The following is a 26337-nucleotide window of genomic DNA, read 5'->3' on the forward strand; positions in this document are numbered from 1 at the left end:
CACAACGGGCGGAAGGACAGCTGAGAATACCCAGCCATTCCCTCACAATCCCACACCCACTGTTTGGATAAAACAACATTCAGCGGGATGCGCATAACGCACCCGGACGCCGGTTGCCTTAGCGAGTAACAGAGCCGTACAGGCGAGTCATCGATTCCAAAGCTTCACGTTCACGCTGCGCCTCACTCTGGGCAGCGGATTCATCTTCAACGCCGAGGGCGCGCGCCAGAATCTTCTCCACCTGCTTCGCCTCAATGAGGAAGCCATCATGGCCGTGGTTCGACTCAATAATATCCACGGGCACCGGGGTGGGCAGCGCCTCCGCCAGGCGGTGCGACTCATGCGGGAAGAACAGGCGGTCCGTGTTCACCGCCGCAATCGTCCACTCACAATCGGTGTGCGCCAGCGCCTGCGCCAGGGTGCCGCGGTCACGCGCCACGTCGTGCGAAATCAGCGCCTCATTCACGGCAAGGTAGCTGTTCGGGTCAAAGCGCTCAACCAGCTTGGCGCCGTGGTGGTCCAGGTAGCTTTCGATGGCGTAGCGGCCACGCGGCTCACCCAGCGAGCCGCCCACGGTGCTTTCGCCACGGTTCTCTTCGCGGCCGAAGCGGTGCTCCAGCTCGGCAGGGCTGCGGTAGGTGGTGTGCGCGATACGGCGTGCCAGGGCAAGACCGTTTACCGGCGCGGGACCGGAATAGTAGTCGCCGCCGGCGAAGTTCGCATCCGAACGAATCGCAATGTTCTGGGTGTGAGCCCACGAAATCTGCTCCGCCGTCGCCGAAGGACCGGAAGCAATCACCGCGCATCCGCGCACCAGCTCGGGGTTAGTTGCCGCCCACTCCAGGGCGCGAGCGCCACCGAGGGAACCACCAATCACGTAGCGGAAGCTGGTCACGCCCAGGGCACGTGCCAGGCGTGCCTCAGCACGCACAGAGTCGCGGATGCTCACCTGAGGGAAACGGGAGCCCCAGTGCTCACCGGCGCCCGGGTAGCCTTCGGGAATGATGCTTGCCGGGCCGGTGGAGCCGTAGCAGCCCCCCAGAATATTGGGGGCAATCACGAAGTAGCGGTTGGTGTCCACGACCGAGCCGGGGCCCACGATACCTTCCCACCAGCCGTCCGATTCGATAGCGCGAATCAGCGGGGCGGGCATATCGGGGGTGGGTACACCGCGGGAGACATGCGTGTCACCGGTGAGCGCATGCAGGATCAGGATGGCGTTATCGCCAGCCTCGTTGAGGGTGCCCCAGGTTTCGTAGCCGATGATGACCTGCGGCAGGGTCACGCCGGATTCGAGCTCCAGGTCGCCGATGTTCAGCTGACGCAGGTAGCCTTGCGCTTCCGGGTGCTCGCGCTGAGTGCCCGCCACGGGGATGGGCGCGGTGACAGGCTGGTTGATAGTGCCGGGCTGGGCGGTACCAGACTGGCTAGTGCCGGACTGGCTAGTGCTCTGGGTGGTCATGGGGGTTCCCTTCACTGGGTTGGCCGGCGAGGTGGTGCCGGGTGTGAGCGGGGTAGGTGTGAGCGGGGTACTCGTCTGCAGGTAGAAGGAGCAACGGGTTGGGCGGCATCAGCGCCGCGCAGTGACAAAATGCTCCATAACGGGGAATCCGCAGGTGGACCGAGAAGCCGTAGCTTACCGGTCCACCTGCGGGTTGCATCACCGTTTAGGAGAGGGTGTCGAAGCCCAGCTGCAGGTCGGCGAGAATATCGTCAATGTTCTCGATACCGACTGCCAGGCGGACGAAGTTCGGGTACACGCCAATCTTCTCCAGCTCCTCAGTGGAAAGCTGAGCGTGGGTGGTGGAGGCGGGGTGAATCACGAGCGAGCGCACGTCACCGATGTTCGCCACGTTGGAGTGCAGCTTCAGTGCGTCCACGAAGTTGCGGGTCTGCTCCAGGGTTGCATCCTTGAGGGTGAAGCCGAGCACCGCGCCGGGGCCCTTGGGCAGGTACTTCTGCGCACGCTCGTACCAGGGGGAGGACTCCACGCCAGCCCAGATGACCTTCTCGACCTGCAGGTTTGCTTCAAGCCAGTGGGCAACCTTGGTGGCGTTCTCAATGTGGCGTTCGATGCGCAGGGAGAGGGTTTCCAGACCGATGCCGATGTTGAAGGCGTTGGTCGGGGAGATAGCGGCGCCGGTGTCACGCAGCAGGGAGACGCGCGCCTTCAGGATGTAGGAGAGGTTCGCGCCGAATGCGGAGTCCTTGCCCAGGTCGCGTGCGTAGACCAGGCCGTGGTAGCCGGGGGCGGGCTGGTTGAACTTGGGGAACTTCTCGGGGTCTGCACCGTAGTCGAAGTTACCGGAGTCAACAATCACGCCGCCGATGGAGGTGCCGTGGCCACCCAGGTACTTGGTGGCGGAGTGGACGACCACATCCGCGCCGTGTTCAATGGGGCGCAGCAGGTAGGGGGTGGGTACGGTGTTGTCCACGATCAGGGGTACGCCGTTTTCGTGCGCGATTGCTGCGATGGGCTCAATGTCGAGCACGTCGTTGCGGGGGTTGGGCACGGACTCGCCGTAGAACAGCTTGGTGTTGGGGCGAACCGCGGCGCGCCACTCGTCCAGGTTATCGGGGTCCTCAACGAAGGTGGTTTCGATGCCCAGGTCGGCGAGGGTGTACTTGAGCAGGTTGTAGGTACCGCCGTACACGGAGGGCGAAGCAACGATGTGGTCGCCCGCACCGGCAATGTTCAGGATTGCGTAGGTGATAGCTGCCTGGCCGGATGCCAGCAGCAGCGCGCCAACGCCGCCTTCCAGGGAGGCGATGCGGTTCTCGATGACTTCCTGGGTGGGGTTGTTGAGGCGAGTGTAAATGGGGCCCAGCTCGGCGAGAGCGAAACGGTTCGCTGCCTGCTCGGCGCTTTCAAAGACGAAGGAAGTGGTCTGGTAGATGGGTAGTGCCCGAGCTCCCGTTGCGGCATCCGGCGCCTGACCTGCGTGAATCTGGCGGGTTTCGAACTTCCAACCGGCGGGGTTGGCGGGAGTCGGGACGGTAGTGTTGTTGCTCATGCGTGGCTCTCCTAAGGGGATAGTTAGGGGGCCGCATGCCGATTGGTACAGGAATCGTCGTCGAATAATCCTGTCACGATTGATGTACCGTTTTCGGTCACATCGGTCCCGCGCTTGCGTCACGCTTTTGCGTGTCGCCCGGTCTTCACCCAGGGCACCCCACCGCGGAGGAGGGTTGCCGGCCAGCTAGCTGGGGCTTATCGCTGGCGCTCTTGACCTGTATCCAGGGTGTCATAGGGCGCGGGGCGGGGTCAAGGATTTTGTGGGTGCGCGGCACTTTAAGACATTTCATTGCAAAGATGACGTTTTTTAACGTCTGTAACAAAACGTTAGTAACGATGCCGGGACGCTCGGGGTGCGAAGGTACCCACCCAAAACCATCCATACGGTAATCCTCATCACTTTTAATCGTGCTTTTCGGTACACTGGGACTACACATACACTCACGCAGGGCGCAGTTCACTACACCGTTTGTTCACTACACCGTTTACCCTGCACAGTATCCCTCCGGTATAGGGGCCAGAGGGTCATACCCGAAGGTTACCTATATGTCTCTTGTACTTGACGCCGCACAACTCAGCCGTGTCTTTGGCAAAGGTGAAAATACTTTTACCGCAGTCGACCGGGTGTCGCTTCGCGTTAGCTCCGGTGAAATTCACGCCCTCCTCGGCCCCAACGGTGCGGGCAAAACAACCACCGTGCAGATGTGCTCAACCCTGCTCACGCCCACCGGCGGTAGCCTCACCGTGAACGGCGTTGATGCCATCGCTCACCCGCAGCGGGCTCGCCGTCACGTGGGCCTCGCGCTGGGCGGGGATAACGGCTTCTACCCGCGCGCCAGTGCACGCGATAATCTGCTGTTCTTCGCCGACGTTGCGGGGGTTTCCGGGCGGGCTCGACGGCACGAGATGGAGCATGCCCTAGCCCGCGTGGAACTCACCGATGCGGCAACGCGGCCCGTTCAGGAGTTTTCCCGCGGCATGAAGCAGCGCCTGCACATCGCCCGTGCCCTGCTCGGATCCCCCGCTCTACTCCTGCTGGATGAGCCGACCAACGGGCTCGACCCCGATATCGCCCTAACCGTACGAACCCTTATCCGTTCCCTCGCGGAAGACGGTGCCGCCGTTCTGCTGACGAGCCACCTACTCGGCGAAATCGAGGATCTGGCGCACACCATCACCGTTTTGGGTGCCGGTTCCGTTGCTGTCAGCGGCACCCTCGAGGATGTTGCCGCACACGCCGGCATTGCCGCCACGACCGTGGTTCAGGTTGGCGCCAACGCGACCGAGGGTCTTGATACGCTGCGCGGATTCCTCGGCAATCAGGCGGCGGTACTTTTTGCCCCGCGCGGTTCCGGCTGGGAGCTGACCCTCTACTGGCACGGCGAGCGCTCCACGTTCGAGGCGAGAGAGGCGCACCGCATCCTGGCGGAGGGGCTCGCCGCCGCACGCATCGGGGCACGGACCGAGCCGTACACGCGCCCGGCAACCTTGGAAGAGGCATACCTGGCGATGGCGGAGGGGCTCAAGCGATGAACGCACACAGCGCGCACGGTAGTAAAGGTGTGAAAGAGCCCCGGCAGCAGAGCCGGAGGTACGACCTGCGGCAGGAGTGCGCCCGCCAGCTGCGACTTATGGGCTTTAGCCTACGGCAGTTTCTGACGGTCCCCTACTTCATTCAGCTGCTCATCAGTACGGTGCTCGGGTCGGTTATTCTTCAGGCTCTTGCGGTGCACGCGGCGGCGCAAAGCTCCGAGGGCCACTCCGTTGACCCGACCCTGGCGTGGACTCGCGCCGGTATTGTGGGCATGTGGTCGGTCTGTATTGTGTCTGCGGGCATCATTAATTTTGAGCGTTTCCGCGGGACTCTCGTGTACCTGTGTTCGGGGTCGATTTCTCCGGTGCGGGTGCTGGCGGCTATCGTTTCGAGCGCCTCCATTGTGGGTCTGGCGGCTTTGCCCCTGTCGTGGCTCATCTGGGCTCTTGTGACGCTCAATCCGCAGGTCACTGACTTTTCGGCACTCTGGCCCCGCTACGTTCTGGGCGTTCCCCTGCTGTGGCTTGCGTGCCTATCGGTCACGTTCATGATTGCGGTGTTTTTCGTGGCGACGCCGAACGCTATCGCCTACGAGGAGCTTCTGCTCGTGCCGGTGTTTATTCTCTCCGGGGTTCTCTTCACGACCGTTGAGGCGCCCGCCTGGCTGAATACTGCGGGTGTGCTCATTCCCCTGCAGGCACCGGTGCACCTGCTTCTTGGGCGTACCGCCATCACTACCCCGGCGGATGCGCTCCTGCCCGTCGCGCAGACTCTATTCGTGAGCTTCATCTGGGCGGCGTGTGCCTTCCTTTTTGCTCGGAAGGCTCTCGCCTCCGCCCGTCATCACGGCACCCTGGGGGCGATGTAACATGCGGGCTCTCTCCTCTGCGACCCTCTCCTCTACAACCCTGCCTGGCGTGGTACGTCGGGCTCTGTCTACCGCCTCTATTGGCTGGTCATCCTCGATTACCTTCGCGACCCTCGGAACGGCTATCACGACCCTGGTGCTCGTGCCGGGCCTCAACGTGCTTTTCACGGTGCTCCTGGGCGCCGACCTCGCCGCAAACGATACGGTACGCATCGGCTGTGCAACCGCCCTGATTGCCACCCTCAGCTCGGTGGCAGCCGGTATTGTCGCGCGCGTCGCCACTGACCGTTGGATTGGTGTCTTCGAGTACGTGTGCACGGCACGCCCCGTGGATGCGGGCTACTGGCTGGGTGCGGCGGCGGTGCCGGCCCTGTTGGCGTCCGTGACGGGTCTGAGCAATGTGGGCATCGTGTGGTTACTGTCCCTCACTGCGCCCTCTACCGGAGCGGGTTCGGGGCTTCTGCTTGGCGCCCTTGCGCTGATGCCGGTTGCGGTTCTGGGCGGGGTCTGCCTGGGCATTTTTGCCGCCGGCCTGGGGCTATACCTGTCAGACCCGTACACGGGGTCCAATTTTCTGGCGGTTATTCTGCCGGTCAGCGCGGGTGTGATCGTTCCGGTGAGCACATACCCCGCGTGGCTTGCGTGGGTGTGTTCGTGGGTTCCAGGGTCCCGGCTGGTGCAGGCTTTAGATACCTCTGGCGGTACTGCGAGCAGCACCACCCCGGATCTCTTCGCGCTCTTGGCTGCAGATACAGCCCTGGGGATGCTCTACGCCGCTATCGGGTTGGGGCTGACGTATCTTGCTGCCCGCCGCATCCGTGCCGGTGCCCGCGCCTCACTGCTATAGGGCGTGAAACCCAAAAAGAACGAACCTTTTAAGTGCCCGCTACCTGGCGCATTATCCGGGTGTCATATTCAACCGGGCACCACGACCAAGAAAGAACATCCTGTGCCCACCCCTCCCACCGCGTACACGCTAGAGACCCTCGGTTTCGACCCCTCCTGGCAGGGCGCGGCAATCCGCGCCGCGTTCGTCCTCAACGGCGTCCTCGAAGATTTCACCCTCGTCCGTGTGAGCGCCGTGCACCGCACCCGCTGCGAGCTACTGACCTGCGAGCGGGGCGAGCTCGTGAAACTTTCCGCTCCCCTGCGCCCGGTCGAGAACGACTACGGTGAAGAAGAGTACCCCGTTGTCGGCGACTGGGTGCTCACCCAGCCCATCCCGGGAACCGGCGATGATACCCAGCCAGCGGAGCATAAACCCCTCGCGATTCTGCCCCGCCGTAGCTACCTCACCCGTCCCAGCGCCACCCGGGAATCTGCGGATCAGCCCGTCGCGGCCAACGTGGATATGCTCTGCGTCGTCGAGCCGTGCTTCCCTGAGCCGTCCATCGGGCGAATCGAACGCTACACCGCCCTCGCGCACGCTTCCGGGGTGCAGGTCGCGCTAATTCTTACTAAGGGTGACCTGGTCACTGCGGAACAGCTTGCCGGGTATCGGGATTCTCTGGGTAGCGGTATGGATGCGGTGCTCACCGTCTGCACGGATCACGGCTACGACCCCGCCCCGGTGGCTGGGCTCGTCGCCGGACGTACTGCCGTATTCCTGGGCCGCAGCGGCGCCGGTAAATCCACCCTCGTCAACGCCCTGCTTAACCCAGGGGTTGACCCCCGCGAAGACAGCGCAGAGAACCGGGTACAAGCCACCTCCTCGGTTCGTGATGCTGACGGCAAGGGACGCCACACCACCACCAGCCGCCAAATGATTGTTCTGCCCGGCACTGAAGGATCAGGTGCTGAGAGCTCAGTCGGTACGGTGCTGATTGACACCCCGGGCGTGCGAGCCCTCGCCGCCACAAGCGATAGCTCCGCGATTGACGAAACCTTCGACGACGTCTCCAGCTACGCCGCCGCCTGCCGGTACAGCGACTGCTCCCACGGTTCCGAACCCGGATGCGCGGTGCAGCAGGCTCTCGCTGACGGCGCCCTCGACCCCGAACGCTTCGAACGCTACCGCAGGATGATGGCAGAATCCGCGCGCCTGCGCCTGCGGTCTCAGGAGCGCGAATACCGGCAGAGCAACCGCGCCTTCACGAAGGCGAATAAGGCGGGTCGCCGCACCCTCATGTCTCTTAAGGGGCGCGCCAACTAGCCGCTGAACGCACATGTCCCGGCGAGGCTTCCACAGGCTGAGCCGGGCAATCCCGCACAGACAGCAATATAGTAGCCTGCCTCACTCTTCGATACACTAGAACTAGGCGTGCCCACAGTCCCCCGCGCATCCTCACCGCCACCCCGGCGGCACAGGAACGCGGGCACAGACGGCACACACCATTCACAAACCCATAACCCAATGAAAGAGGTGGCAGCATGGCTGAACAGAACCTCACCCCGCCCGTACCGAAGAAGGTCGAGCACCGCCGCGAACACCACGGCGACGTCTTCATCGACCCCTACGAATGGCTCCGCGACAAGGAAAGCGAAGAGGTCCTCAACTACCTCAAGGCAGAAGCCGAATACACCGAAGCTGTCACCGCAGACCAGCAGCCCCTCCGCGAATCCATCTTCAACGAAATCAAGGACCGCACCCTGCTGTCGGATCTGACCGTCCCGAACCGTATCGGTGACTGGTGGTACTACAGCCGCATGGTGCCCGGCGGCCAGTACCCCGTCTTCTACCGCTACCCCGCCCTGCACGAAGGCGACGAGGTGGTGCGCTACACCCCGCCGACCGTCACCCCCGGCGAGGTCCTTGAAGGTGAAGTCGTCATCCTCGACTGCAACGAATACGCCAAGGACATGGAGTTCTTCTCCCTCGGCAGCTTCCAGCCTGCACGTAACGGCAAGCTGCTGAGCATCTCCGTGGACGAGAAGGGCGACGAACGCTACGAGCAGCGCTTCCTCAACATGGAAACCGGCACCTTCCTCGAAGACACCATCCCCAACATTGCGGCGGGCTCCTTCTTCATCAACCACGCCGAGCAGCTCATCTACCTCGTCCCCGACGAATCGTGGCGCCCCTGGCGTGTCTACGTGCACGACGTCGGACAGGACACCGAAGACCACCTGATCTACGAGGAACCGGACAACACCATGTGGCTCAGCGCCGCCATGAGCTCCGACCGTTCCTCCGTAGTCATTACCAGCTCCAACTCCGAATACACGGAAGTGCGCCTCATCCCCACCCGCGAACCCAAGGGCGAGCCGACCCTGCTCATCCCCAAGAGCGCGGGCATCGAATACTACGCCGAGCCGCTCAACATTGCCGGCGAGCAGCACCTGCTGATTCAGCACGACTACAATGCGCTGAACTCTGAGCTGGTCCTCGCAGACATGCCGCGCGAAGGCGAAAGCCTCGACGAGTACGCGCAGCGTTGGGTGCCGGTCATCCGCCACAGCGAACACGTGCGTCTGGAGGGCTTCACCTTCACCGCAACGCACCTGGTCGTCACCGCCCGCGCGGACACCACCACCCGCATCTTCCTCGCGCCGCGTGAGCAGCTGCCCATCCAGTGGCGCCGCCGCCGCCCCGCCGGCGTGACCTTCATGGAACCTGCCGGTTTCGACGAGGAACTGTACACCGCCTCGGTTCTGCGTGCCGAGAACTACTCCCCCGTGCTGCGCATCGCCTACACCTCGTTCCTGACGCCGCGCCGCGTCTACGACTACTTCCCCATGTCGCAGACCCTGCTGCTGCGCCGTGAAACCCCGGTACTCGGCGGCTACAACCGCGAGGACTACCGCGCCTACCGCGACTGGGCGCCGGCGGCGGACGGCACGCTCATCCCGATCTCGGTGATTCACCGCGCCGACCTGGACATGAGCAAGCCGCACCCGGTCATCCAGTACGGTTACGGCTCCTACGAGTCGTCCATGGACCCGATGTTCTCCATCCCGATGCTGTCGATTCTGGACCGCGGCGTCATCTACGTCATCGCGCATATTCGCGGCGGCGGCGAGATGGGCCGCTCCTGGTACCAGAACGGCAAGAAGCTCGCGAAGAAGAACACCTTCACCGACTTCGTGGACGTCACCAGCTACATTGCGGCGAAGCCGTGGGCTGATGAGGCGCGTATCGGCTGCTACGGCGGTAGCGCCGGCGGCCTGCTCATGGGTGCCGTGCTGAACCTCGCCCCCGAAAAGTACGCCGCCTGCCTGGCAGCCGTACCGTTCGTGGACGCGCTGACCACCATCCTCGACCCGGAGCTGCCGCTGTCGGCAATGGAGTGGGAAGAGTGGGGCAACCCCATTGAGGACCCGGAAGTGTACGCCTACATGAAGTCGTACACCCCGTACGAGAACATCCGCCCGGTCCGCTACCCGGCGATTGCTGCGGTGACGAGCCTGCACGACACCCGCGTGCTCTACGTGGAGCCCGCGAAGTGGATTGCGGCGCTGCGTGAACAGATTGACCCGTCATCGCCGGTGCCGCTGCTGAAGATTGATATGTCGGGCGGTCACGGTGGCGGATCGGGCCGGTATACGCGTTGGCGTGAGATTGCGTGGGATTACGCGTTCCTGCTGAGCAACCTCGGCGTTACTGAGTAGGCTGTAGACACGCCAAGCGCACATTAAATAGAACGCTCCGTCTGTATCTTTAGGGATACGGACGGAGCGTTCTTCGTTTAAGTACGTTGCTCTGCTCGAGGGACGGCGTACGTCCTCGTTCCTCCCCACATGGGAGGGGCGGGGCGCCGCATATTTCCTCCGCGCCTACGCAGGGGCACCCGTCACCCGGACGCTCCGCCCTCTCCTCGCTCCGCATCGGAGAGCGTCCGGGCTGACACCCTGAGGGCGCATCCGGAAAACGCGGCCGCACCCGCTCGGTAACCTGCTACGCCCAGCGAGGAAAGGCGGTATCGTCCGAACGTGACATCAGGGTGCCCGAAGCGAAGCAAGGGCGGGTCCCCTGTAGGAACGAGGACGAATACCGCTTTCCGTGCGGAATCCATGCGACCCAGCTTTTCCAAGCGGAACCGTACATCCCGCGTAGAACAAGAGAGCACGAAAGAGGCGCCGCCTCCCACCTCGGGAGACAGCGCCTCTTTCGTTAGAGCCAGGTCAGCGGAAAAGCTTAGCCTTCCACGCCGCACTCAGCCAGAATCAGCTCACGCACGCGAGCGGCATCAGCCTGACCGCGGGTAGCCTTCATGACCTGACCGACGATAGCGCCAGCAGCCTGAACCTTACCGGCACGGATCTTGTCGGCAACGTCGGGCATTGCTGCCAGTGCTTCCTGGACAGCTGCGGTGAGCGCGCCGTCGTCGGAGACCACGGCGAGGCCGCGTGCCTCAACGATTTCGGCGGGGGTGCCTTCACCGGCGAGGACGAACTCGAGCACCTGGCGGGCAATCTTGTCGTTGATCTTGCCTTCGGAGATGAGCGCTTCGAGGGCGACCACGGTTGCGGGCTCCACGCCGAGGGCGGTGAGCTCAACCTCAGCCTGCTTTGCGCGGCGGGCGATTTCGCCCATCCACCACTTGCGGGCTGCTGCTGCGGTTGCGCCTGCGGCTACGGTCTCTTCGATGACGTCGAGTGCACCAGCGTTGACGACGTCGCGGAACTCTTCGTCGGAGTAGCCCCATTCGCCCTTGAGGCGGCGGCGGCGTTCTGCCGGGGGTTCGGGCAGTTCAGCGCGCAGACGCTCAATCCACTCGCTGTTGGTGACGACCGGGACCAGATCCGGCTCCGGGAAGTAGCGATAGTCGTCGGCGTCGGACTTGGGGCGACCCGAGGAGGTTTCGCGGGTGTCTTCGTGCCAGTGGCGGGTCTCCTGGGTGACCTTCTCGCCGCGCTCGAGGATTGCGGCGTGGCGGCGAATCTCGTAGCGGACGGCGCGTTCAACCGAGCGCAGGGAGTTCACGTTCTTGGTCTCGGAGCGGGTGCCGAACTTCTCTGCGCCCTTGGGCATGAGGGAGACGTTGGCGTCGCAGCGGACGTTACCGCGTTCCATGCGGGCGTCGGAGATGCCGAGGGAGCGCACGATGTCGCGGATAGCGGCAACGTAGGCGCGGGCCAGCTCGGGTGCTCGCTCGCCGGCACCTACGATGGGTCGGGTCACGATTTCGATGAGCGGCACGCCGGCGCGGTTGTAGTCGACCAGGGAGAAGGTTGCACCCTGGATGCGGCCGTCGGCACCACCGACGTGGGTGAGCTTACCGGCGTCCTCCTCCATGTGGGCGCGCTCAATTTCGACGGTGAAGATGGTACCGTCGTCGAGCTCGACGTCCAGGGAGCCGTTTTCGGCGATGGGGCCGTCGGCCTGGGAGGTCTGGAAGTTCTTCGGCAAGTCCGGGTAGAAGTAGTTCTTACGGGCGAAGTAGGACTTATCCGCGATATCGCAGCCCAGCGCCAGGCCGAGCTTGATGGCGGACTCGACGGCGGTCTTGTTCACCACGGGCAGCGCGCCGGGCAGGCCGAGCGAGACGGGGGTGATGTTGGTGTTGGGCGTATCGCCGAACTCGTTGGGTGCGGAGTCGAACATCTTGGTGTTGGTGTTCAGCTCGACGTGCACCTCGAAGCCGAGGACGGGGTCGTACTTTTCGATGGCTTCTTCGAAGCTGAGGACTTCTTCACTCATTACTTGGTTCCCCCAAAGTCAAAGTCGCGGATCAGGGTTTCGGTATCGGGCAGGCTCTTGTAGAGCGGTGCGCCCCACTTTGCGGTCAGCAGTTCTTCCAGGGCTGCACCGACGCGGTAGAGGCGTGCATCCTCGCGGGCGGGTGCGGTGAACTGGATACCGACGGGCAGGTTGTTCTCCTCGGAGAGGCCGCCGGGCAGGGAGAGCGCCGGGACGCCCGCCAGGTTGACGGGCACGGTTGCGACGTCGCCCAGGTACATGGCCATGGGGTCGCCTTCGGTCTTCTCACCGAGCTTGAACGCGGTGGAGGGCGCGGTCGGGGAGATCAGCACGTCGCACTTTTCGAAGGCTGCTGCGTAGTCGCGCTGGATGAGGGTGCGCACGCGCAGTGCGGCGCCGTAGTAGGCGTCGTAGTTACCTGCGGACAGCGCGTAGGTGCCGAGGATGATACGGCGCTTAACCTCGTGGCCGAAGCCGGCGGCGCGGGTAGCGGCCATGACTCGCTCGATGGTGACGGGGCCGTCCTCGGGCACGACGCGCAGGCCGTAGCGCACGCCGTCGTAGCGTGCCAGGTTGGAGGACACCTCGGAGGACATGATCATGTAGTAGGCGCTGATTGCCTCGGTGACGGAAGGCAGAGAGACCTCAACGATCTCGGCACCCGCGGCTCGCAGAGCCTCGACGGATTCGCGGAAGCGCGCGAGCACGCCGGCCTCGAAGCCTTCGCCGTCGCCGCCGCCGAGCTCCTTGATGACGCCGACGCGCAGGCCGGAGAGGTCACCCTTGCGGGCGGCTTCGGCACCTGCCTTGGCTTCTTCGGCGAAGTTGCCGGGCGTATCGGGCAGGGAGGTGGAGTCGAGCGGGTCGTGGCCTGCGATGGCCTCGTGCAGCATGGCGGTGTCGAGCACGGTGCGTGCGACGGGACCGACCTGGTCGAGAGAGGAAGCCATGGCGATGACGCCGTATCGGGAGACGGAGCCGTAGGTGGGCTTGACGCCGACGCTACCGGTCAGCGCTGCGGGCTGGCGGATGGAGCCACCGGTGTCGGTACCCAGGGCCAGGGGCGCCTGGAATGCGGTAACGGCTGCTGCGGAGCCGCCGCCGGAGCCGCCGGGGGCGCGGTCGAGTGCCCAGGGGTTGCGGACCACGCCGAACGCGGAGTGCTCGTTGGAGGAGCCCATGGCGAATTCGTCGAGGTTGGTCTTGCCGAGGATCGGCATGCGTGCTTCGCGAACCTTGCGGGTGACGGTGCCGTCGTAGGGGCTCATCCAGCCTTCGAGCATGCGGGATGCTGCGGTGGTGGGCTGGCCCTTGGTGACGATGAGGTCCTTGACGGCGATGGGCACGCCTGCGAGCGGGGGCAGTTCCTTGCCCGCCGCGCGGTCTGCGTCCACTGCTGCCGCGGTGGCGAGTGCTTCTTCGGCGTTGACGTGCAGGAAGGCGTTGAGGCCGCTCTTGCCGTCTGCGCGGTTATCGCTCAGGGGTGCGCCATCGGTGGCGGCGATGCGGTCCAGGTGCGCCTGGGTGAGTTCGACGGAGGTAATCTCGCCGGCGGCCAGCTTGGCGGCGGCTTCGGCGGCGGTGAGCTGAATCAGTTCGTTCACTTGGTGTGTCTCCTCTTAGTCTTCGTCGAGGATTGCCGGCACGCGGAACTTGCCGTCCTGTGCGTCGGGGGCGCCGGAGAGCGCCTCTTCCTGGGTGAGGGTCGGGACGGGTACGTCTTCGCGGAAGACGTTCTCGAGGGGGATCGGGTGGCTGGTCGCGGGGATGTCGGCAGTTGCTTTCTGCGACATGGTCTCAACGGATGCGACGATGACGTCCAGCTCAGACGCCATCGCGGTGAGTTCTTCATCGGTCATCTCAATGAGTGCCAGCGATGCCAGGTGCTTGACCTGTTCAAAGGTGATGGCAGACATGGTTCTCCCGTAGTTTGTTTTCTTGTCTCTTCTCTAGTGTAGTGGAGGTTGCGTGTTCCGTCTCATTGGGGGTTGGAGGGTTTACCTGCTGGTTTGTGTGTTCAGGAGGTGGTCCTCTCCCCTGAACGGGGTTAAATGCTCAACGCCCCGCTCCTCGTGTGAGGTGCGGGGCGTTGGGCTACAACGTTTCCACGTTACGCTTGAGGGTTAATCCTTAGGCGGGGATGGTCAGAACCTGGCCGGGGAAGATCAGGTCAACGTTGTAGATGATGTCGGTGTTCGCAGCTGCGATTGCCTGGTAGCCGCCTGCAACGCCGAGCTTTGCAGCGATCAGAGAGAGGGAGTCACCGGGAACCACGGTGTAGGTGCCTGCTGCAGCCTTGGGAGCTGCAACGGGTGCTGCTGCGGGAGCCTCAACTGCCGGTGCAGCGGGTGCTGCGGCGGGTGCCTCAACTGCTGCGGGAGCTGCCTGAGCTGCCGGTGCAGCGGGTGCCTCAACTGCTGCGGGTGCAGCCTGAGCTGCAGGAGCTGCGGGTGCAGCCTGTGCCGCGGGAGCGGTGTAGGTCTGCTGGGTCTGCGACTGTGCAGCCACGGTGGTGGTGGGCTCGGTGTAGGTGGGAGCTGCGCCGGTCTTGCCGTAGAGGCCAAGCTTAGCGGAGCATGCGGGCCATGCGCCCCAGCCCTGGATAGCGAGCAGACGCTCGCCAGCCTCGATCTGCTGTGCACGGGTAGCGGTTGCGGGGGAGCCGGACATGCCGACACCGTTCCAGGACTGCTGGGTGAACTGCAGACCGCCGTAGAAGCCGTTACCGGTGTTGATGGACCAGTTACCACCGGACTCGCACTGTGCCAGTGCGTCCCAGGTAGCACCGTCTACTGCGTTTGCAGCGGGCATCGACATGGTAGCTGCTGCAACGCCACCGATGGCGAGAGCTGCTGCGGTACGACGAATGGAAGTGTTCTTCATAATGCTCCTTGGGGCCGTCCCCGCTCGTTCCGTCCCCGGAACTCTAGCGCGCCGCCGCTCACCCTTTGATAACGAAGTAGGTTACTCATTTTCTGGCTCTACCATGTGAGCGGCTCTCCACCGATTTCATGTCACCGTGAGCGATTCTGCACTTGTGTGCGGAATCCGGGTGGCACTTCCTCGATGGGGACGTGCGGTAGAACCGGGCATCGTTTCAAGCATTCCAAGCTTGAAACCACACAGGCGATTCCCTTGCGAGAATCTATCTGGTCTCAAAGATAGCCGAGGTTTTTTACGATTCCAACCCAGTTTCAAGTTCACAGCGAACGTCCCGGGTTCTCCCAGGGTTCTTTCAGGTAAAAAGTGCAGGAAACATTAATTAAGACCTCGAGCCCCGCGTTCCTTAGGGGTTTTCCCCCGAAATTTCGGGGTTTTCTAGGGGTTTAACTCGGATGCACTCCCCCACCAAGCTTTCCGGTTCGGAGTTGCTGAGCGCCACCTTTAAGGGTTTTGAACGGCGTGTAAATATTTTTTAAATATTTCTTCGCTTTGGGAGTGTTTTAAGGCGCTTCCACCTTAAAAGCTGTGGTAATTATAAATGCCAAAAATTGGCATTCAGGCTCTGGAGCACGCACTCCAGAGCCTGAATGCTCTACATATTGCAGGTCAGATTCGATTGACCCCGCTACCGGGCCTACTCGGCGGTAGCCTCAACCGCCTCCGGACCGCCCTCGAGCAGGGCGGTGAAGCCCTCCTCATCCAGCACCTTCAGACCCAGCTGCTGAGCTTTATCCAGCTTCGAGCCGGCGTTCGCGCCTGCGACCACAAAATGGGTCTTCTTAGACACCGAACCGGATGCCTTACCGCCGCGAGAAATAATGGCTTCCTTTGCGCCGTCACGGGTGTAACCGTTCAGCGTGCCGGTCACAACCACGGTCAGCCCCTCCAGGGTGCGCTCCACGGACTCGTCGCGAGTATCTTCCATACGCACGCCGGCGGCAGCCCAGGAGTCCACAACCTCGGCGTGCCAGTCCTCAGCGAACCACTCAATAATCGAGTCGGCAATCGTGGTGCCCACACCGTCCACAGCGGCAAGGCGTTCACGGTCAGCCTCGCGGATCGCCTGCATCGAACCGAACTCCGCGGCGAGCGCGCGGGCAGCGGTCGGGCCCACGTGGCGAATCGAGAGGGCAACCAGCACGCGCCACAGCGGCTGCTGTTTTGCTTTCTCCAACTCGGCGAAGAGGTTCAGCGTATTCTTCGTGGGCTTCGGCTCGGGGCGTGCCTTGGTCGGCTTGGTGTAGAAGTAGGGCACGCGCTCCATCTTTCCGGTGCCCACGCCTTTAACCTTCTTCTCACGCTCGATGGTGACCTCGCGCAGGTCCTCGATATTGAGGCTGAACAGGTGTGCCTCGGTCGTGAGCGGAGGGGTGTCCGGGGTTGCGGGGCTGGTGAGTGCCTTTGCTGCTTCGTAGCCGAGTGCCTCAATGTCGAAGGCGCCGCGGCTTGCCGCATAGTACACGCGCTCGGTCAGCTGCGCCGGGCAGGAGCGGGGGTTCGTGCAGCGCAGGTCCACGTCGCCTTCCTTGCCGGGGGCAAGGGGCGAGCCGCAGGAGGGGCATTCGCTGGGCATGACGAACTCGCGTTCGGTGCCGTCACGTAGGGCGACCACGGGGGCAACGATCTCGGGGATTACGTCGCCTGCCTTGCGTAGCACCACGGTGTCGCCGATGAGCACGCCCTTAGCCTTGACCACGTCCTGGTTGTGCAGGGTGGCACGTTCCACGGTCGAGCCGGAGACGAACACGGGCTCCATGACGCCGTAGGGGGTCACGCGGCCGGTGCGTCCCACGTCCACGCGGATGTCCAGCAGCTTGGTGTGCACCTCCTCGGGCGGGTATTTATACGCCACTGCCCAGCGCGGCACGCGGGAGGTATAGCCCAGCTGAGCCTGGGTCGCGAAGTCGTTGACCTTAATGACGATGCCGTCGATTTCGTGCACTAGGGAGTGGCGTTGCTCGCCGTACTTGTTAATGAAGTCGAACACCGCCTCGGTGTTATCGGCGATTTCGCTGTAGGGGCTCACGGGCAGGCCCCAGGAGGCGAGCAGGTCGTAGGTCTCGTACTGGGTGGCAATATCCAGGCCGGTGCGCGACCCGATGCCGTGCACGTACATGCTCAGCGGGCGCGATGCGGTCACCGCCGCGTCCTTCTGGCGCAGCGAGCCTGCCGCGGCGTTACGCGGGTTCGCGAAGGGGTTCTTGCCGGCGGCAATCATGGACTCGTTGAGCTTCTCAAAATCGGCGGAGGAGATGAACACTTCGCCGCGGATTTCAATCTCCTCGGGGTGGTTCTCGCCGGTCAGCTGCTGCGGGATGCTCGCAATGGTGCGCACATTGTGGGTGACGTCTTCGCCGGTGGTGCCGTCGCCGCGGGTTGCCGCGCGCACGAGGATGCCGTTGCGGTAAAGCAGGTTCACCGCGAGGCCGTCAATCTTCAGCTCGGTCAGCCACTGCGGTGCACTACCGGTGAGGTTGCGGACGCTCTCCTCGGTCTTGGTCAGCCAGGCGCGCAGCTCCTCGAAGGAGAAGACATCCTCGAGGGAGTACATGCGCTGCAGGTGGGTGACGGGCGCGAAAGCTTCGATGGCTTCGCCGCCGACTTCCTGGGTGGGCGAGTCGTTGGCGATTAGGTGCGGGTGCTCCGCCTCAATGATTTCGAGGCGGCGGTAGAGCGCATCGTACTCGGCGTCGGAGAGGAAGGGTGCGTCCTCGTTGTAGTAGGCGCGGCGGGCGGCACGAATCTTATCGGTCAGTTCCGCGTACTCGGCACGCAGGGCCTCGGTAATCTCCACGGTATTTTCTGCGGTGTTTTCCACAGAGTTTTCTGCGGGGCTCTCTGCTCGAGTCTCGGCGGGGGCAGTCTGCTGGGTGGTGTTGTTCTCAGTCACCCGTCCAGTCTAGCGTTTTTGCTACGCCTCTCCCCTATCTCTCGTCATATTGCCGGTTTCCGCAGGCGCATATTCACTGCCTCTACGCCCAGCCTCTACACTCAGTCTCTACGCTCAGTAATACTGGCTTCGGGTACAGTTCACCCCCGCCTCCTGCAGGCGCTCAATCGAGCACCCGAGAAAACGGGGGTGAATCATAGGGTATGAAGTTTAGGCTTCGACAGCGTCGGCAACAATCACGGTAATGTTGTCGCGGCCGCCCGATCGGAGCGCCTCGTGCTGGAGCACGTCAGCGGCGTCCTGCGGGTGGCGGATCGAGGTGAGCACGCGCGCCATGTACTCGTGCGAAAGCTCACCGGAAAGGCCGTCGGAGCAGAGCATCAGGCGGTCACCGGCGCGGGCGGGCAGAACCCAGAAGTCCGGTTCCCAGTAGTTGCCGGTACCCAGCGCGCGGGTAATCACGTTGCGGCGCGGGTGGGTCAGCGCCTCCAGGGCTGTAATCTGACCCTCGTCAACCAGGTACTGCACCTCGGAGTGGTCAGTGGTGACCTGCTCCAGCGAGGCGGAGCCCTCAGCGCCGGGCAGCTTCTCCATGGCGGAGTGGTGAATACCCTCGTCCTCACGCAACAGGCGATAGGTGCGGGAGTCACCCACGTTGAAAATAACCCACAGGTTACGGTCACCGATGCTGGTCAGCCAGGCGCCGGTGACGGTCGTGCCGCCAGCGCGGGAGAGCGCCTGCTTAATTTCTTCGTTGGTTTCGCCCAGGATATCGTGCAGGCGGTTCAGGGCGCCCACGATTTCATTGTTAAGCAGGGTGTTTGCGCGGCGGCGGCGCTTGGCGGGGTCTTCCTCGTCAATAGCTGCGAGGCGCTCAAGGTAGGTCTGCTGTTCCTCTTCGCTACGGCCACCGGGCATCGTGAAGAACGGCGAGTAGGCGAGCTGACGCACGCACAGGCGCGAAGCAACCTCGCCCGCCTCGTGGCCTCCCATGCCGTCCGCGACCACGCAAAGGGAACCGGCGACGACCATCGAATCTTCGTTATTTTCTCGATGTGCGCCGCGGTGCGTTGCACCACCGGTACGTAGTTTCAGTTCAGTCATGAGAGGTCTATCTCCATTGTGTAGTTCACGCGACGAGTCACCGCCACGGGGTCTACGTTACCAAAGCTTCTAACGTTTCGCGTTCCTTGAGAGGTGAGAGTATAGCGATTTCCCACCTGTCGGAGCGTGTTTGCTGTCTCATTATCGGTCAGCACGGTACCCGGTTCAGCCAGGGAGACCAGGCGCGCAGCCAGATTCACGCTGGAGCCGTACACGTCGCCGCGGTTAGCCAGAACCTCGCCCCAAATGAAGGCGACGCGTGCATCCGGCAACTGCGGGTCGGCACCGATCTTTTCGGAGAGCTGCAGGCTAATTTCTGCGATAGCGTCCGGGGTTTCGGTGAGGAAGAAAACTTCGTCACCGAGAGTCTTAATAATGCGACCGCCCAGGGGCGCGATAACGTCCAGGCAGCTCTGCTCGAAGTGGTTGATGAGCTGAGAGAGAGCTGCGGCGTCCAGGTTACGTACCAGGGAGGTGTAGGAAACCAGGTCCACGAACCCTACGCCGCGTACCAGGGGCAGGCGGGAAAGTCCGGAGGTGGTCACATTGTTTTCGCGCAATCCCAAGCGCAGGATTCCGGCGTACATCTGGCGACGGTATGCGTACAGCGCCAGGCGCTCGAGAACCTCGAGGTAGCGCGGGAAGTCTTTAAGGAGCTTGCGGCGGGCATCATTATCGCTGAGGTTTTCGGTGACCATAATGTTGTGCACGAGCGCTTCAATCTGCCAGGCGACGGTACGGTCGGTCAGCTGGCCTTCGGCGCGCACGAGGGATGCCACATATTCCATGCGGATATCGCCTTCTGCGTCCAGCTTCTGCAGGTCGGCGAGCATCTGCACATCTGTTTCGGTGAAGTAGGGCGCGTGGTCGGCGATGGTCGGGAAGCCCATGTTGTGCCAGATGCGCTGGGCAGTTTCGAGGGGAAGTCCGGCGCATTCTGCGGCTTCTATGGGGGTGTAGCGGCGGCCCTGTCCCAGGAGCGACTTTTCGAGGGCTCGGATTCCTGCCTTGGATTCCTCGTCTCGGTAGATATTGTTCTGGGCGAGGTTCTGCAGGATTCTGAGGTTGAGCATTTGGGTTTCGGGACCCATGGTGGCGCCGGTGTCCTGCGGAGAGTGCGCAGGTTCGTGGCGGTCTGCCGTGCTCATTGCCGCTGCCGTTCCTTTCATCTCTGCCGGAAATTACTGCCTGGTTTACACCGTGGTGGCGCCAGGTTGGTGACGCTAGGTTACGTGGTACCTCGTTGTGCTCTGCGGGTTTCGCATTGCGTCGCTGCGATGATGCTCACCGTGTAGCGCCTTGTTAATATACCCCTCCACAGTGGTGTTTGGGTCACAAAAGCGCCCGCACCCTAGGATAGTTTAGTGGAGTAATTCACATTTAAGAATACTCTAGTCCGCATTTTTTCGGCAGATTAACCGGGGGGTTTAGGCTCTGAGCCAATCCGACAGTACCCGCCCGAGCCGGCGGCAAGGGGCGAAGAAGCCCTAAATATAGCGAGCACGCAGGGCGTAGTAGTCGCGTCGGGCGGCCTTAATTTCTTTTTCAAAACGCTTGGGCTCGGGCACGTAGGTTAGGCGGTGGTGCACCCCGCGGCAGACCACGTACACCGAGCCGTAGCCCAGCCACGCCCCCGGGCCGCGCTGTTTTGCCCAGCGCTCCCCCATGGAATCCAGGTAGAGGGATTCGTCGCCGCTGCGGGTCATCATGCCGCGGCGCACCACGAGCCGGTGGGTGGTCAGCAGGTAGTAGGTGGTTGCCCAACGCCAGCCGGTGCGCACGGCACTAATCAGGGCACCTACCGCACAAATCATGCCGAGAGTCCACAGAATCGGTGAGGACCGCGCCGTGGAGGCGAAGGTTGAGGCGGCGATAGCAACCAGCAGGTAGGCAAGCGTGGGCAGCAGGGCACCGTAGTGCTGTCGGGTCGCAATGATGACATGCTCACCGGGGTTGAGTTTTCCGCGCAAACGCATGGTGTTCCTTAGCTGTGCTGGTTGTTATGTTCCGGCTGGAGGCGCCGGTTGAGGTGGTGTGGGTTGATGGAGTTGCCGTGCCGGGCAGAAGTTTTATGGGCTGAAATTCTAGGGGCAGAAATTTTATAGGTTGGTTCTAGTGTGCCTGCTGAAAATCTCCGTAGCTACCGTTGGCGGGGCGAAGGTGCTCAATATCGCCCACCGCGTAGGGCTCAAGGGTTCCGTCCTCGCGGCGAATGAGGATGCGCCCCTGCGCGTCAAGGTCTTCGGCGGTGCCTTCTACGGTGCTTCCGTCGGGCAGGCTCATGCGCACGCTGGCTCCGAGGGTTGCGGTGGCGGCGCGTGCCTGGTCGAGCAGGCTGGTGCTCTGCGGGTTGAGGGGGTCGGGGCGTTCGGGGTCGCCGCCGGCGCGCACGAAGGCACGGTAGCGGCGGGCGAAGATGCTCAGCAGTCGGGTGAGCACCTCGGAGGAGTCGATGACCTGCCCGGTGCACAGGCTCAGGCTGGTTGCGGTGGGCACAGGCAGCTGTTCGGCGGACATGTTCGTGTTCTGGCCGATGCCCACAATAATGCTGCGCCGCCCCTCGGTGGAGCCGCTTTCGGGAACAAGCTGGGCGAGGATTCCGCAGCCCTTAGCGCCCTGTGCGATGACGTCGTTGGGCCATTTGAGGGCGGCGTCTACCCCGTAGCTGCGCCAAATATCGACCACGCTGAGCCCGGCGATGAGGGTCAGCCAGTGGTAGCTGTCTTCGGGTAGTTCTCGGGCGAGCGGGTCTGCGGAGGCGTGCGGGCGCACCACGATACTTGCGGCGAGGCAGGCTCCGGGCGGGGCGGTCCAGGCTCGGGCGAGGCGGCCGCGTCCGGCGCTTTGGTAGAGGCTGGCGTAGACGGACAGCTCGCCGAGCTGTTCGCGTTCGGGGTCCGTGCCGTCCATGAGTAGTTCGCGGGCGCGGGTGGTGGTGGAGTCGACTTCATCGTAGAGGTTTACGCTGGAGTACCCGGTTTCCATTGCGATGGTGCGGATGCGCGGCGCATCCAAAACCGAATGACCGCTCTCGGTGTGCATGTTCTTCTCCATAGCTTGCGCCTTTCTATCCTGTCCAAAACTACTCTGGAGCATGCCGACCCGCTTTCAGCTCACCGCCGAAACCTGCCAGCTTCTACCGAGTCGCACTGGTTTCTCACCATACCAATTTCTTGCCGCCGGTGATGCCCACCGGCGCCCGAGACGGTACATTAGACAGTGAGGGTGCATCAAGCACCGACCGGCTGCGGAGGTTCCTCCGCCCTGCTCGAAAGAAGACCGTTATGGCTTATTACGCAATTACTTACGTTTACGCAGCTCCCGAGGAGCAGGCGAAGTACCGCCCGGCTCACCGCGAGTACCTTGGTTCGCAGATTGAGGCGGGCAACCTGATCGTTTCGGGTCCTCTGCTGGACGGCGAGACCCCCGCTGGCGCTCTGCTGATTGCAAAGGTTGACTCCGTTGAGGCAGCTGAGAAGCTGGTTGCTGGCGACCCCATGAACATTGGTGGCGCGGTTCTGTCTCACACCATCACCGAGTGGAACCCGGTCCTGGGCACCATCTAAGCGTCATTTCACGCTGAAAGTTTGAACGCAAACCCCCTTTCCGTCGACAAGGATTGCCGAAGCGAAAAGGGGGTTTTCTGCGCTCTTTTGAGCCGCGCTTTCGCACTTTTCGTTTACTATATGCACCTTCTTGGGTACTGAGTGCATAAAAGTGTATCTAGTGTTGATATTCTGGCTTCTCACCTGGCATATGTGCCCTAGTTCGCACTATAGTTGAAAGATATGCACATTGTTCAAGAGTGCTCTTCGGGGCACCTGAGCACCTTATCACCGCAACCACTGGCTCCCGACGATCGGGTGGAGCAGGAACGAGGAATAATGTCCGAGAACCTCCAGCAGGAATTTGATTTGAGCACCACCGCCGGTAAGCTCGCTGATTTTTATGCACGTCGAGAGCGCAGCTTCGCGCCCAGCGGTGAGGCAGCTATCGAGAAGCAGCACGCACGCGGCAAGCACACCGCCCGCGAGCGCATCGATATGCTTCTGGACGAGGGTTCTTTCGTAGAGTTTGATGCCCTCGCCCGCCACCGCACCACCGCATTCGGCATGGAGGCGAAGAAGCCTCTGGGTGACGGCCTGGTCTCCGGTTACGGCACCGTGGATGGTCGCCTGGTTGCCGTGTATTCGCAGGATTTCACCGTCTACGGTGGTTCTCTCTCGCAGGTGAACGGCGAGAAGATTGTGAAGGTGCAGAAGTTCGCTCTGAAGAACGGTTGCCCGGTCATCGGCATTAACGATGGTGGTGGCGCCCGCATTCAGGAGGGCGTGGCTTCCCTGGCGATGTTTGCCGACATTTTCCGTATGAACGTGCGTGCGTCCGGCGTGGTTCCGCAGATTTCTGTCATTATGGGCCCCTGCGCTGGCGGTGCCGCGTACTCCCCAGCGCTGACTGACTACATCATCATGGTGGATAAGACTTCGCACATGTTCATTACCGGCCCGGACGTCATTAAGACCGTGACCGGCGAGGATGTGGACATGGAAACCCTCGGCGGTGCGCGTCAGCACAACTCCGTGACCGGTACCAGCACCTACCTGGCTGAGGATGAAGAAGACGCGTTCGATTTTGTGCGTGAGCTCCTCGAGTTCCTGCCCTCGAATAACCTTGCAGAGTCCCTGCCCCTGGAGCACGACCAGGAGCCCGTGGTGACGGTAGACGATCTGGACCTGGACACCCTGATCCCGGATTCGGCGAACCAGCCTTACGATATGCGTGCGGTCATTGAGTCCGTGGTCGATGACGGCCACTTCCTGGAGATGCAGGCGCTGTACGCCCCGAACGTGATGATTGGTTACGCCCGCGTTGAGGGCCGCACGGTCGGTATTGTGGCGAACCAGCCGATGCAGTTCGCCGGCTGCCTGGACATTTCTGCGTCTGAGAAGGCTGCCCGTTTTGTGCGTCATTGCGATGCGTTCAACATTCCGATTCTGACTTTTGTGGATGTTCCCGGCTTCCTGCCCGGTACCGATCAGGAGTTCAACGGCATTATTCGCCGCGGCGCTAAGCTGCTCTACGCTTACGCGGAGGCGACCGTTCCGCTGGTCACGGTCATTACCCGTAAGGCGTACGGTGGCGCGTACATTGTGATGGGTTCGAAGAAGCTGGGCGCCGATATTAACCTGGCGTGGCCCACCGCGCAGATTGGCGTGATGGGTGCGCAGGGTGCGGTGAACATTCTGTACCGTCGCGAGCTGGCTGCGCTGGCAGCCGAGGGCGGCGACGTTGAGGCTCGCCGCGCTGAGCTGATCGCCAAGTACGAGGAAGAGCTGCTGAACCCGTACCAGGCTGCCGAGCTGGGTTACATTGACGAAGTTATCGCCCCGAGCGAGACTCGCGTGCGCATTATTTCTTCGCTGCGTGCCCTGCACGATAAGCGTGCGTCTACCCCGGCAAAGAAGCACGGCAACATCCCGCTGTAGGCTTCCCTTGTGCCCGCACCATTTGTGGCGCGGGCATTCCCAGGATTTTAGGTTTTCTAAGGAGGCGTGCCTTTGGCAGGCTACAACCCGCTGAGTTATTTCTCATTCGGTAAGAAGAAGGATAGTTCGGAGGCTACTGAGAGCGCCGAGCAGCTTGAGCGTAGCTCCGCACATTCTTCTGCGCACGCAGATACCGCATCCAGCGCCCCGCCGAAGGATTCTGCTCAGCCTTCGGTAGATACTGACGCTGAGCAGGAGCCTCTACTGAAGGTGGTTAAGGGCTCCCCCACTGAGGAGGAGATTGCCGCCCTCACCGCTGTGGTTGCGATGATGCAGGCGAATGCCGCGCAGCAGGAACAGAATTTGCTGGTGGGTGCCGCTTCGCGCATCCTGAACCGCGGTCAGCGCCTGGGTGTTTCGTTGCGTCCCGGCCCCGGTTCGTGGAGGCGCGCTCGCCCCATGTAATGCGGGCTGCTAACTATGCTTCTTATATTCCCGTCACGCCAGCCGGTGTGACGGGAATATATTGTTTTGCCCCAAATTTAAGATTTATATTGCGCTATTGAACATCTAATGCGCTGGTTCTTGCGGTTTTGTCATATTAGAAACGATAAAGCGATGATGATACGCCCTGATGCTACGATGTATATACCATCACAATAGTGTTAGTAAATTGGCAGGGACCATGGCAAAGATGCTGAATAAAAACCATAGGCCCCCACCGGATGTCTATATCACGCTTCTGTTGCCGACGCTACGGCGCTTGTCGAAGACTGTGCCCCGCACCGCCGCCTATGTTAGTGAGCAGTTGCGGCAGCAGACTAAGGCGTTGGGGTCGAAGAAGAACCTACCGGATCTTGAATCCACCGATTTTGCGGTGGCTGTGCGCACCACCTTGAAAATCTTGGTGGCGCTTCGTTATGCCCAGCTTATGCCTCGTTTGACCCCGTGGGAGAAGAGGAAGTACCTGCTCACTCCCCTGGGCGCCGAGCTGACCTGCACCCCGCATCTGCACGGTTCGGTGCCGCCGCGTGTGGTGAAGCAGGTGCAGGCGTTGTGCTCTCAGAGTTTGACGGCAAAAAGCGTGAAGAAGCTGAAGAAGCAGGCGAACGCGCTACTGGAGAATGCGCAGGAGGAGCATCGCCTTATTTTTGGCGCTTCCGATGGTGATGCGGTCACCGGTATGGAACCGTTCCTCCCTGCTGCCGATGCCGGGGAAGCTACTGCTGCCCACAAAGCAACCGGCGCGGCGCATCTTGCGCATGCTTTGAATTCTGCGGAGGCTGCGGGGTCCTGGCCCGCCGGTCAGTCACCTCTGGATATTATTTTGCGTGCCAGCGATTCGCCGGTGATTCACGCTCAGGCTGAGTTCGCGGAGCATTTTACGCAGGATTTGATTCAGCATATTCACGCGGTGACGCCAGAATATTTTGAGCAGATTGTTGCCGATATTTTTACGGCTCTTGGTTTTAACACCGAGGTAACCGGCGGCGCCGACGATAAGGGTGTTGACGTTATTGCCCGCTACTCTGACGGTCTGGATTTCGCGCCAATCTATATTCAGGTGAAGCACTATTGCGGAACCATGAAGGTCACCCCCAATGAGATTCAGAAGCTTGCCGGTGCGGTACTTTTACACGGCGGTTTGCAGGGTGTTTTGGTGACCTGCGGTGCTTTTGCGCATCCGGTGCCTGAGTATTTGCAGGGCTTGCCGGGCGCACGCAATATTGCTCTGGTTGATCAGCACCACTTGGTGGAGCTGATGATTCGCCATCGTGTGGGTGTGCTTGATGGTGAGGGCGAGTGCGGTTATCGCATTGATGAGGAGTATTTTGCTCGCGGCATGGAGTAGCCGGGGGTATTTTGCGGTGAGTATTTCTCACTGAACGTCTCTGGTCTTCGCGCATTTCCTGCGT

At 62.2% G+C, this 26337-nt stretch carries 20 protein-coding genes and 1 riboswitch; of the genes, 9 read left to right on the top strand and 11 right to left on the bottom strand.

Going from position 1 to position 26337, the window contains the following annotated elements; genetic code table 11:
- Positions 1-118 precede the first annotated feature (118 nt).
- Entirely contained in the window at positions 119-1462 is a 1344-nt protein-coding gene (metX, locus tag ACP3RB_RS05965) for a homoserine O-acetyltransferase MetX (RefSeq protein WP_426698793.1), read from the bottom strand.
- A 205-nt stretch (positions 1463-1667) separates the two neighbouring features.
- Positions 1668-3014, bottom strand: a complete 1347-nt coding sequence (locus ACP3RB_RS05970; RefSeq protein ID WP_426698794.1) for a bifunctional o-acetylhomoserine/o-acetylserine sulfhydrylase — start codon at positions 3012-3014, stop codon at positions 1668-1670.
- A 105-nt stretch (positions 3015-3119) separates the two neighbouring features.
- Positions 3120-3232, bottom strand: a riboswitch (SAM riboswitch).
- Positions 3233-3562: 330 nt separating this feature from the next.
- Here ACP3RB_RS05970 and ACP3RB_RS05975 point away from each other — a divergent pair.
- The 5 genes from ACP3RB_RS05975 to ACP3RB_RS05995 all read left to right on the top strand — a co-directional run bounded on the left by ACP3RB_RS05975 (position 3563) and on the right by ACP3RB_RS05995 (position 9966).
- Positions 3563-4549, top strand: a complete 987-nt coding sequence (locus tag ACP3RB_RS05975; RefSeq protein WP_426698795.1) for an ABC transporter ATP-binding protein — start codon at positions 3563-3565, stop codon at positions 4547-4549.
- Positions 4550-4578: 29 nt separating this feature from the next.
- The gene (locus ACP3RB_RS05980; RefSeq protein ID WP_426698796.1) at positions 4579-5418 is read left to right on the top strand and encodes an ABC transporter permease; all 840 of its coding nucleotides are present in this window, start codon (positions 4579-4581) and stop codon (positions 5416-5418) included.
- 1 nt (position 5419) lies between these two features.
- Positions 5420-6265 (top strand): ABC transporter, encoded by an 846-nt coding sequence (locus tag ACP3RB_RS05985; RefSeq protein WP_426698797.1) that lies wholly within the window; start codon positions 5420-5422, stop codon positions 6263-6265.
- Between the two features lie 102 nt (positions 6266-6367).
- Positions 6368-7570, top strand: a complete 1203-nt coding sequence (rsgA, locus tag ACP3RB_RS05990) for a ribosome small subunit-dependent GTPase A (protein WP_426698798.1) — start codon at positions 6368-6370, stop codon at positions 7568-7570.
- Between the two features lie 218 nt (positions 7571-7788).
- The gene (locus ACP3RB_RS05995) at positions 7789-9966 is read left to right on the top strand and encodes a S9 family peptidase (RefSeq protein ID WP_426698799.1); all 2178 of its coding nucleotides are present in this window, start codon (positions 7789-7791) and stop codon (positions 9964-9966) included.
- 526 nt (positions 9967-10492) lie between these two features.
- Here the strand turns inward: ACP3RB_RS05995 and gatB are convergent.
- From gatB to ACP3RB_RS06040, 9 genes are all read right to left on the bottom strand, one after another.
- Positions 10493-11998: an Asp-tRNA(Asn)/Glu-tRNA(Gln) amidotransferase subunit GatB gene (gene gatB / locus ACP3RB_RS06000; RefSeq protein ID WP_426698800.1), complete on the bottom strand. Its 1506-nt coding sequence runs from the start codon at positions 11996-11998 to the stop codon at positions 10493-10495.
- Positions 11998-13602 carry an Asp-tRNA(Asn)/Glu-tRNA(Gln) amidotransferase subunit GatA gene (gene gatA, locus ACP3RB_RS06005; RefSeq protein WP_070483073.1) on the bottom strand — a complete coding sequence of 535 codons (1605 nt, stop codon included), beginning with the start codon at positions 13600-13602 and terminating at the stop codon, positions 11998-12000. The genes gatB and gatA overlap by 1 nt, the downstream gene beginning before the upstream one ends.
- 15 nt (positions 13603-13617) lie before the next feature.
- Entirely contained in the window at positions 13618-13914 is a 297-nt protein-coding gene (gene gatC, locus ACP3RB_RS06010) for an Asp-tRNA(Asn)/Glu-tRNA(Gln) amidotransferase subunit GatC (protein WP_426698801.1), read from the bottom strand.
- 214 nt (positions 13915-14128) lie between these two features.
- On the bottom strand, positions 14129-14881 hold the full coding sequence (locus tag ACP3RB_RS06015) for a transglycosylase family protein (protein WP_311448560.1): 753 nt from the start codon (positions 14879-14881) through the stop codon (positions 14129-14131).
- 694 nt (positions 14882-15575) lie between these two features.
- On the bottom strand, positions 15576-17831 hold the full coding sequence (gene ligA, locus ACP3RB_RS06020; protein WP_426698802.1) for an NAD-dependent DNA ligase LigA: 2256 nt from the start codon (positions 17829-17831) through the stop codon (positions 15576-15578).
- A gap of 210 nt (positions 17832-18041) precedes the next feature.
- Complete coding sequence (locus ACP3RB_RS06025) at positions 18042-18935, bottom strand: PP2C family protein-serine/threonine phosphatase (RefSeq protein ID WP_311452741.1); 894 nt, start codon at positions 18933-18935, stop codon at positions 18042-18044.
- Positions 18932-20083, bottom strand: a complete 1152-nt coding sequence (locus ACP3RB_RS06030; RefSeq protein WP_426698803.1) for an adenylate/guanylate cyclase domain-containing protein — start codon at positions 20081-20083, stop codon at positions 18932-18934. The genes ACP3RB_RS06025 and ACP3RB_RS06030 overlap by 4 nt, the downstream gene beginning before the upstream one ends.
- Positions 20084-20422: 339 nt before the next feature.
- Positions 20423-20911 carry a glucose ABC transporter permease gene (locus ACP3RB_RS06035; RefSeq protein WP_311452739.1) on the bottom strand — a complete coding sequence of 163 codons (489 nt, stop codon included), beginning with the start codon at positions 20909-20911 and terminating at the stop codon, positions 20423-20425.
- 136 nt (positions 20912-21047) lie between these two features.
- On the bottom strand, positions 21048-21989 hold the full coding sequence (locus ACP3RB_RS06040) for a biotin--[acetyl-CoA-carboxylase] ligase (protein WP_426698804.1): 942 nt from the start codon (positions 21987-21989) through the stop codon (positions 21048-21050).
- 230 nt (positions 21990-22219) lie between these two features.
- On the opposite strand from ACP3RB_RS06040, the gene ACP3RB_RS06045 reads away from it, so the two are divergent.
- From ACP3RB_RS06045 to ACP3RB_RS06060, 4 genes are all read left to right on the top strand, one after another.
- On the top strand, positions 22220-22501 hold the full coding sequence (locus tag ACP3RB_RS06045; RefSeq protein WP_049341641.1) for a YciI family protein: 282 nt from the start codon (positions 22220-22222) through the stop codon (positions 22499-22501).
- A 318-nt stretch (positions 22502-22819) separates the two neighbouring features.
- Complete coding sequence (locus ACP3RB_RS06050) at positions 22820-24421, top strand: acyl-CoA carboxylase subunit beta (RefSeq protein WP_049341639.1); 1602 nt, start codon at positions 22820-22822, stop codon at positions 24419-24421.
- A 66-nt stretch (positions 24422-24487) separates the two neighbouring features.
- Entirely contained in the window at positions 24488-24886 is a 399-nt protein-coding gene (locus tag ACP3RB_RS06055; RefSeq protein WP_239662238.1) for an acyl-CoA carboxylase subunit epsilon, read from the top strand.
- 298 nt (positions 24887-25184) lie between these two features.
- Positions 25185-26273: a restriction endonuclease gene (locus ACP3RB_RS06060; RefSeq protein ID WP_239662237.1), complete on the top strand. Its 1089-nt coding sequence runs from the start codon at positions 25185-25187 to the stop codon at positions 26271-26273.
- Positions 26274-26337 lie beyond the last annotated feature (64 nt).

Origin of the sequence: Rothia mucilaginosa, assembly GCF_049990865.1 — a bacterium.
Classification (GTDB): Bacteria; Actinomycetota; Actinomycetes; order Actinomycetales; family Micrococcaceae; genus Rothia; species Rothia mucilaginosa_I.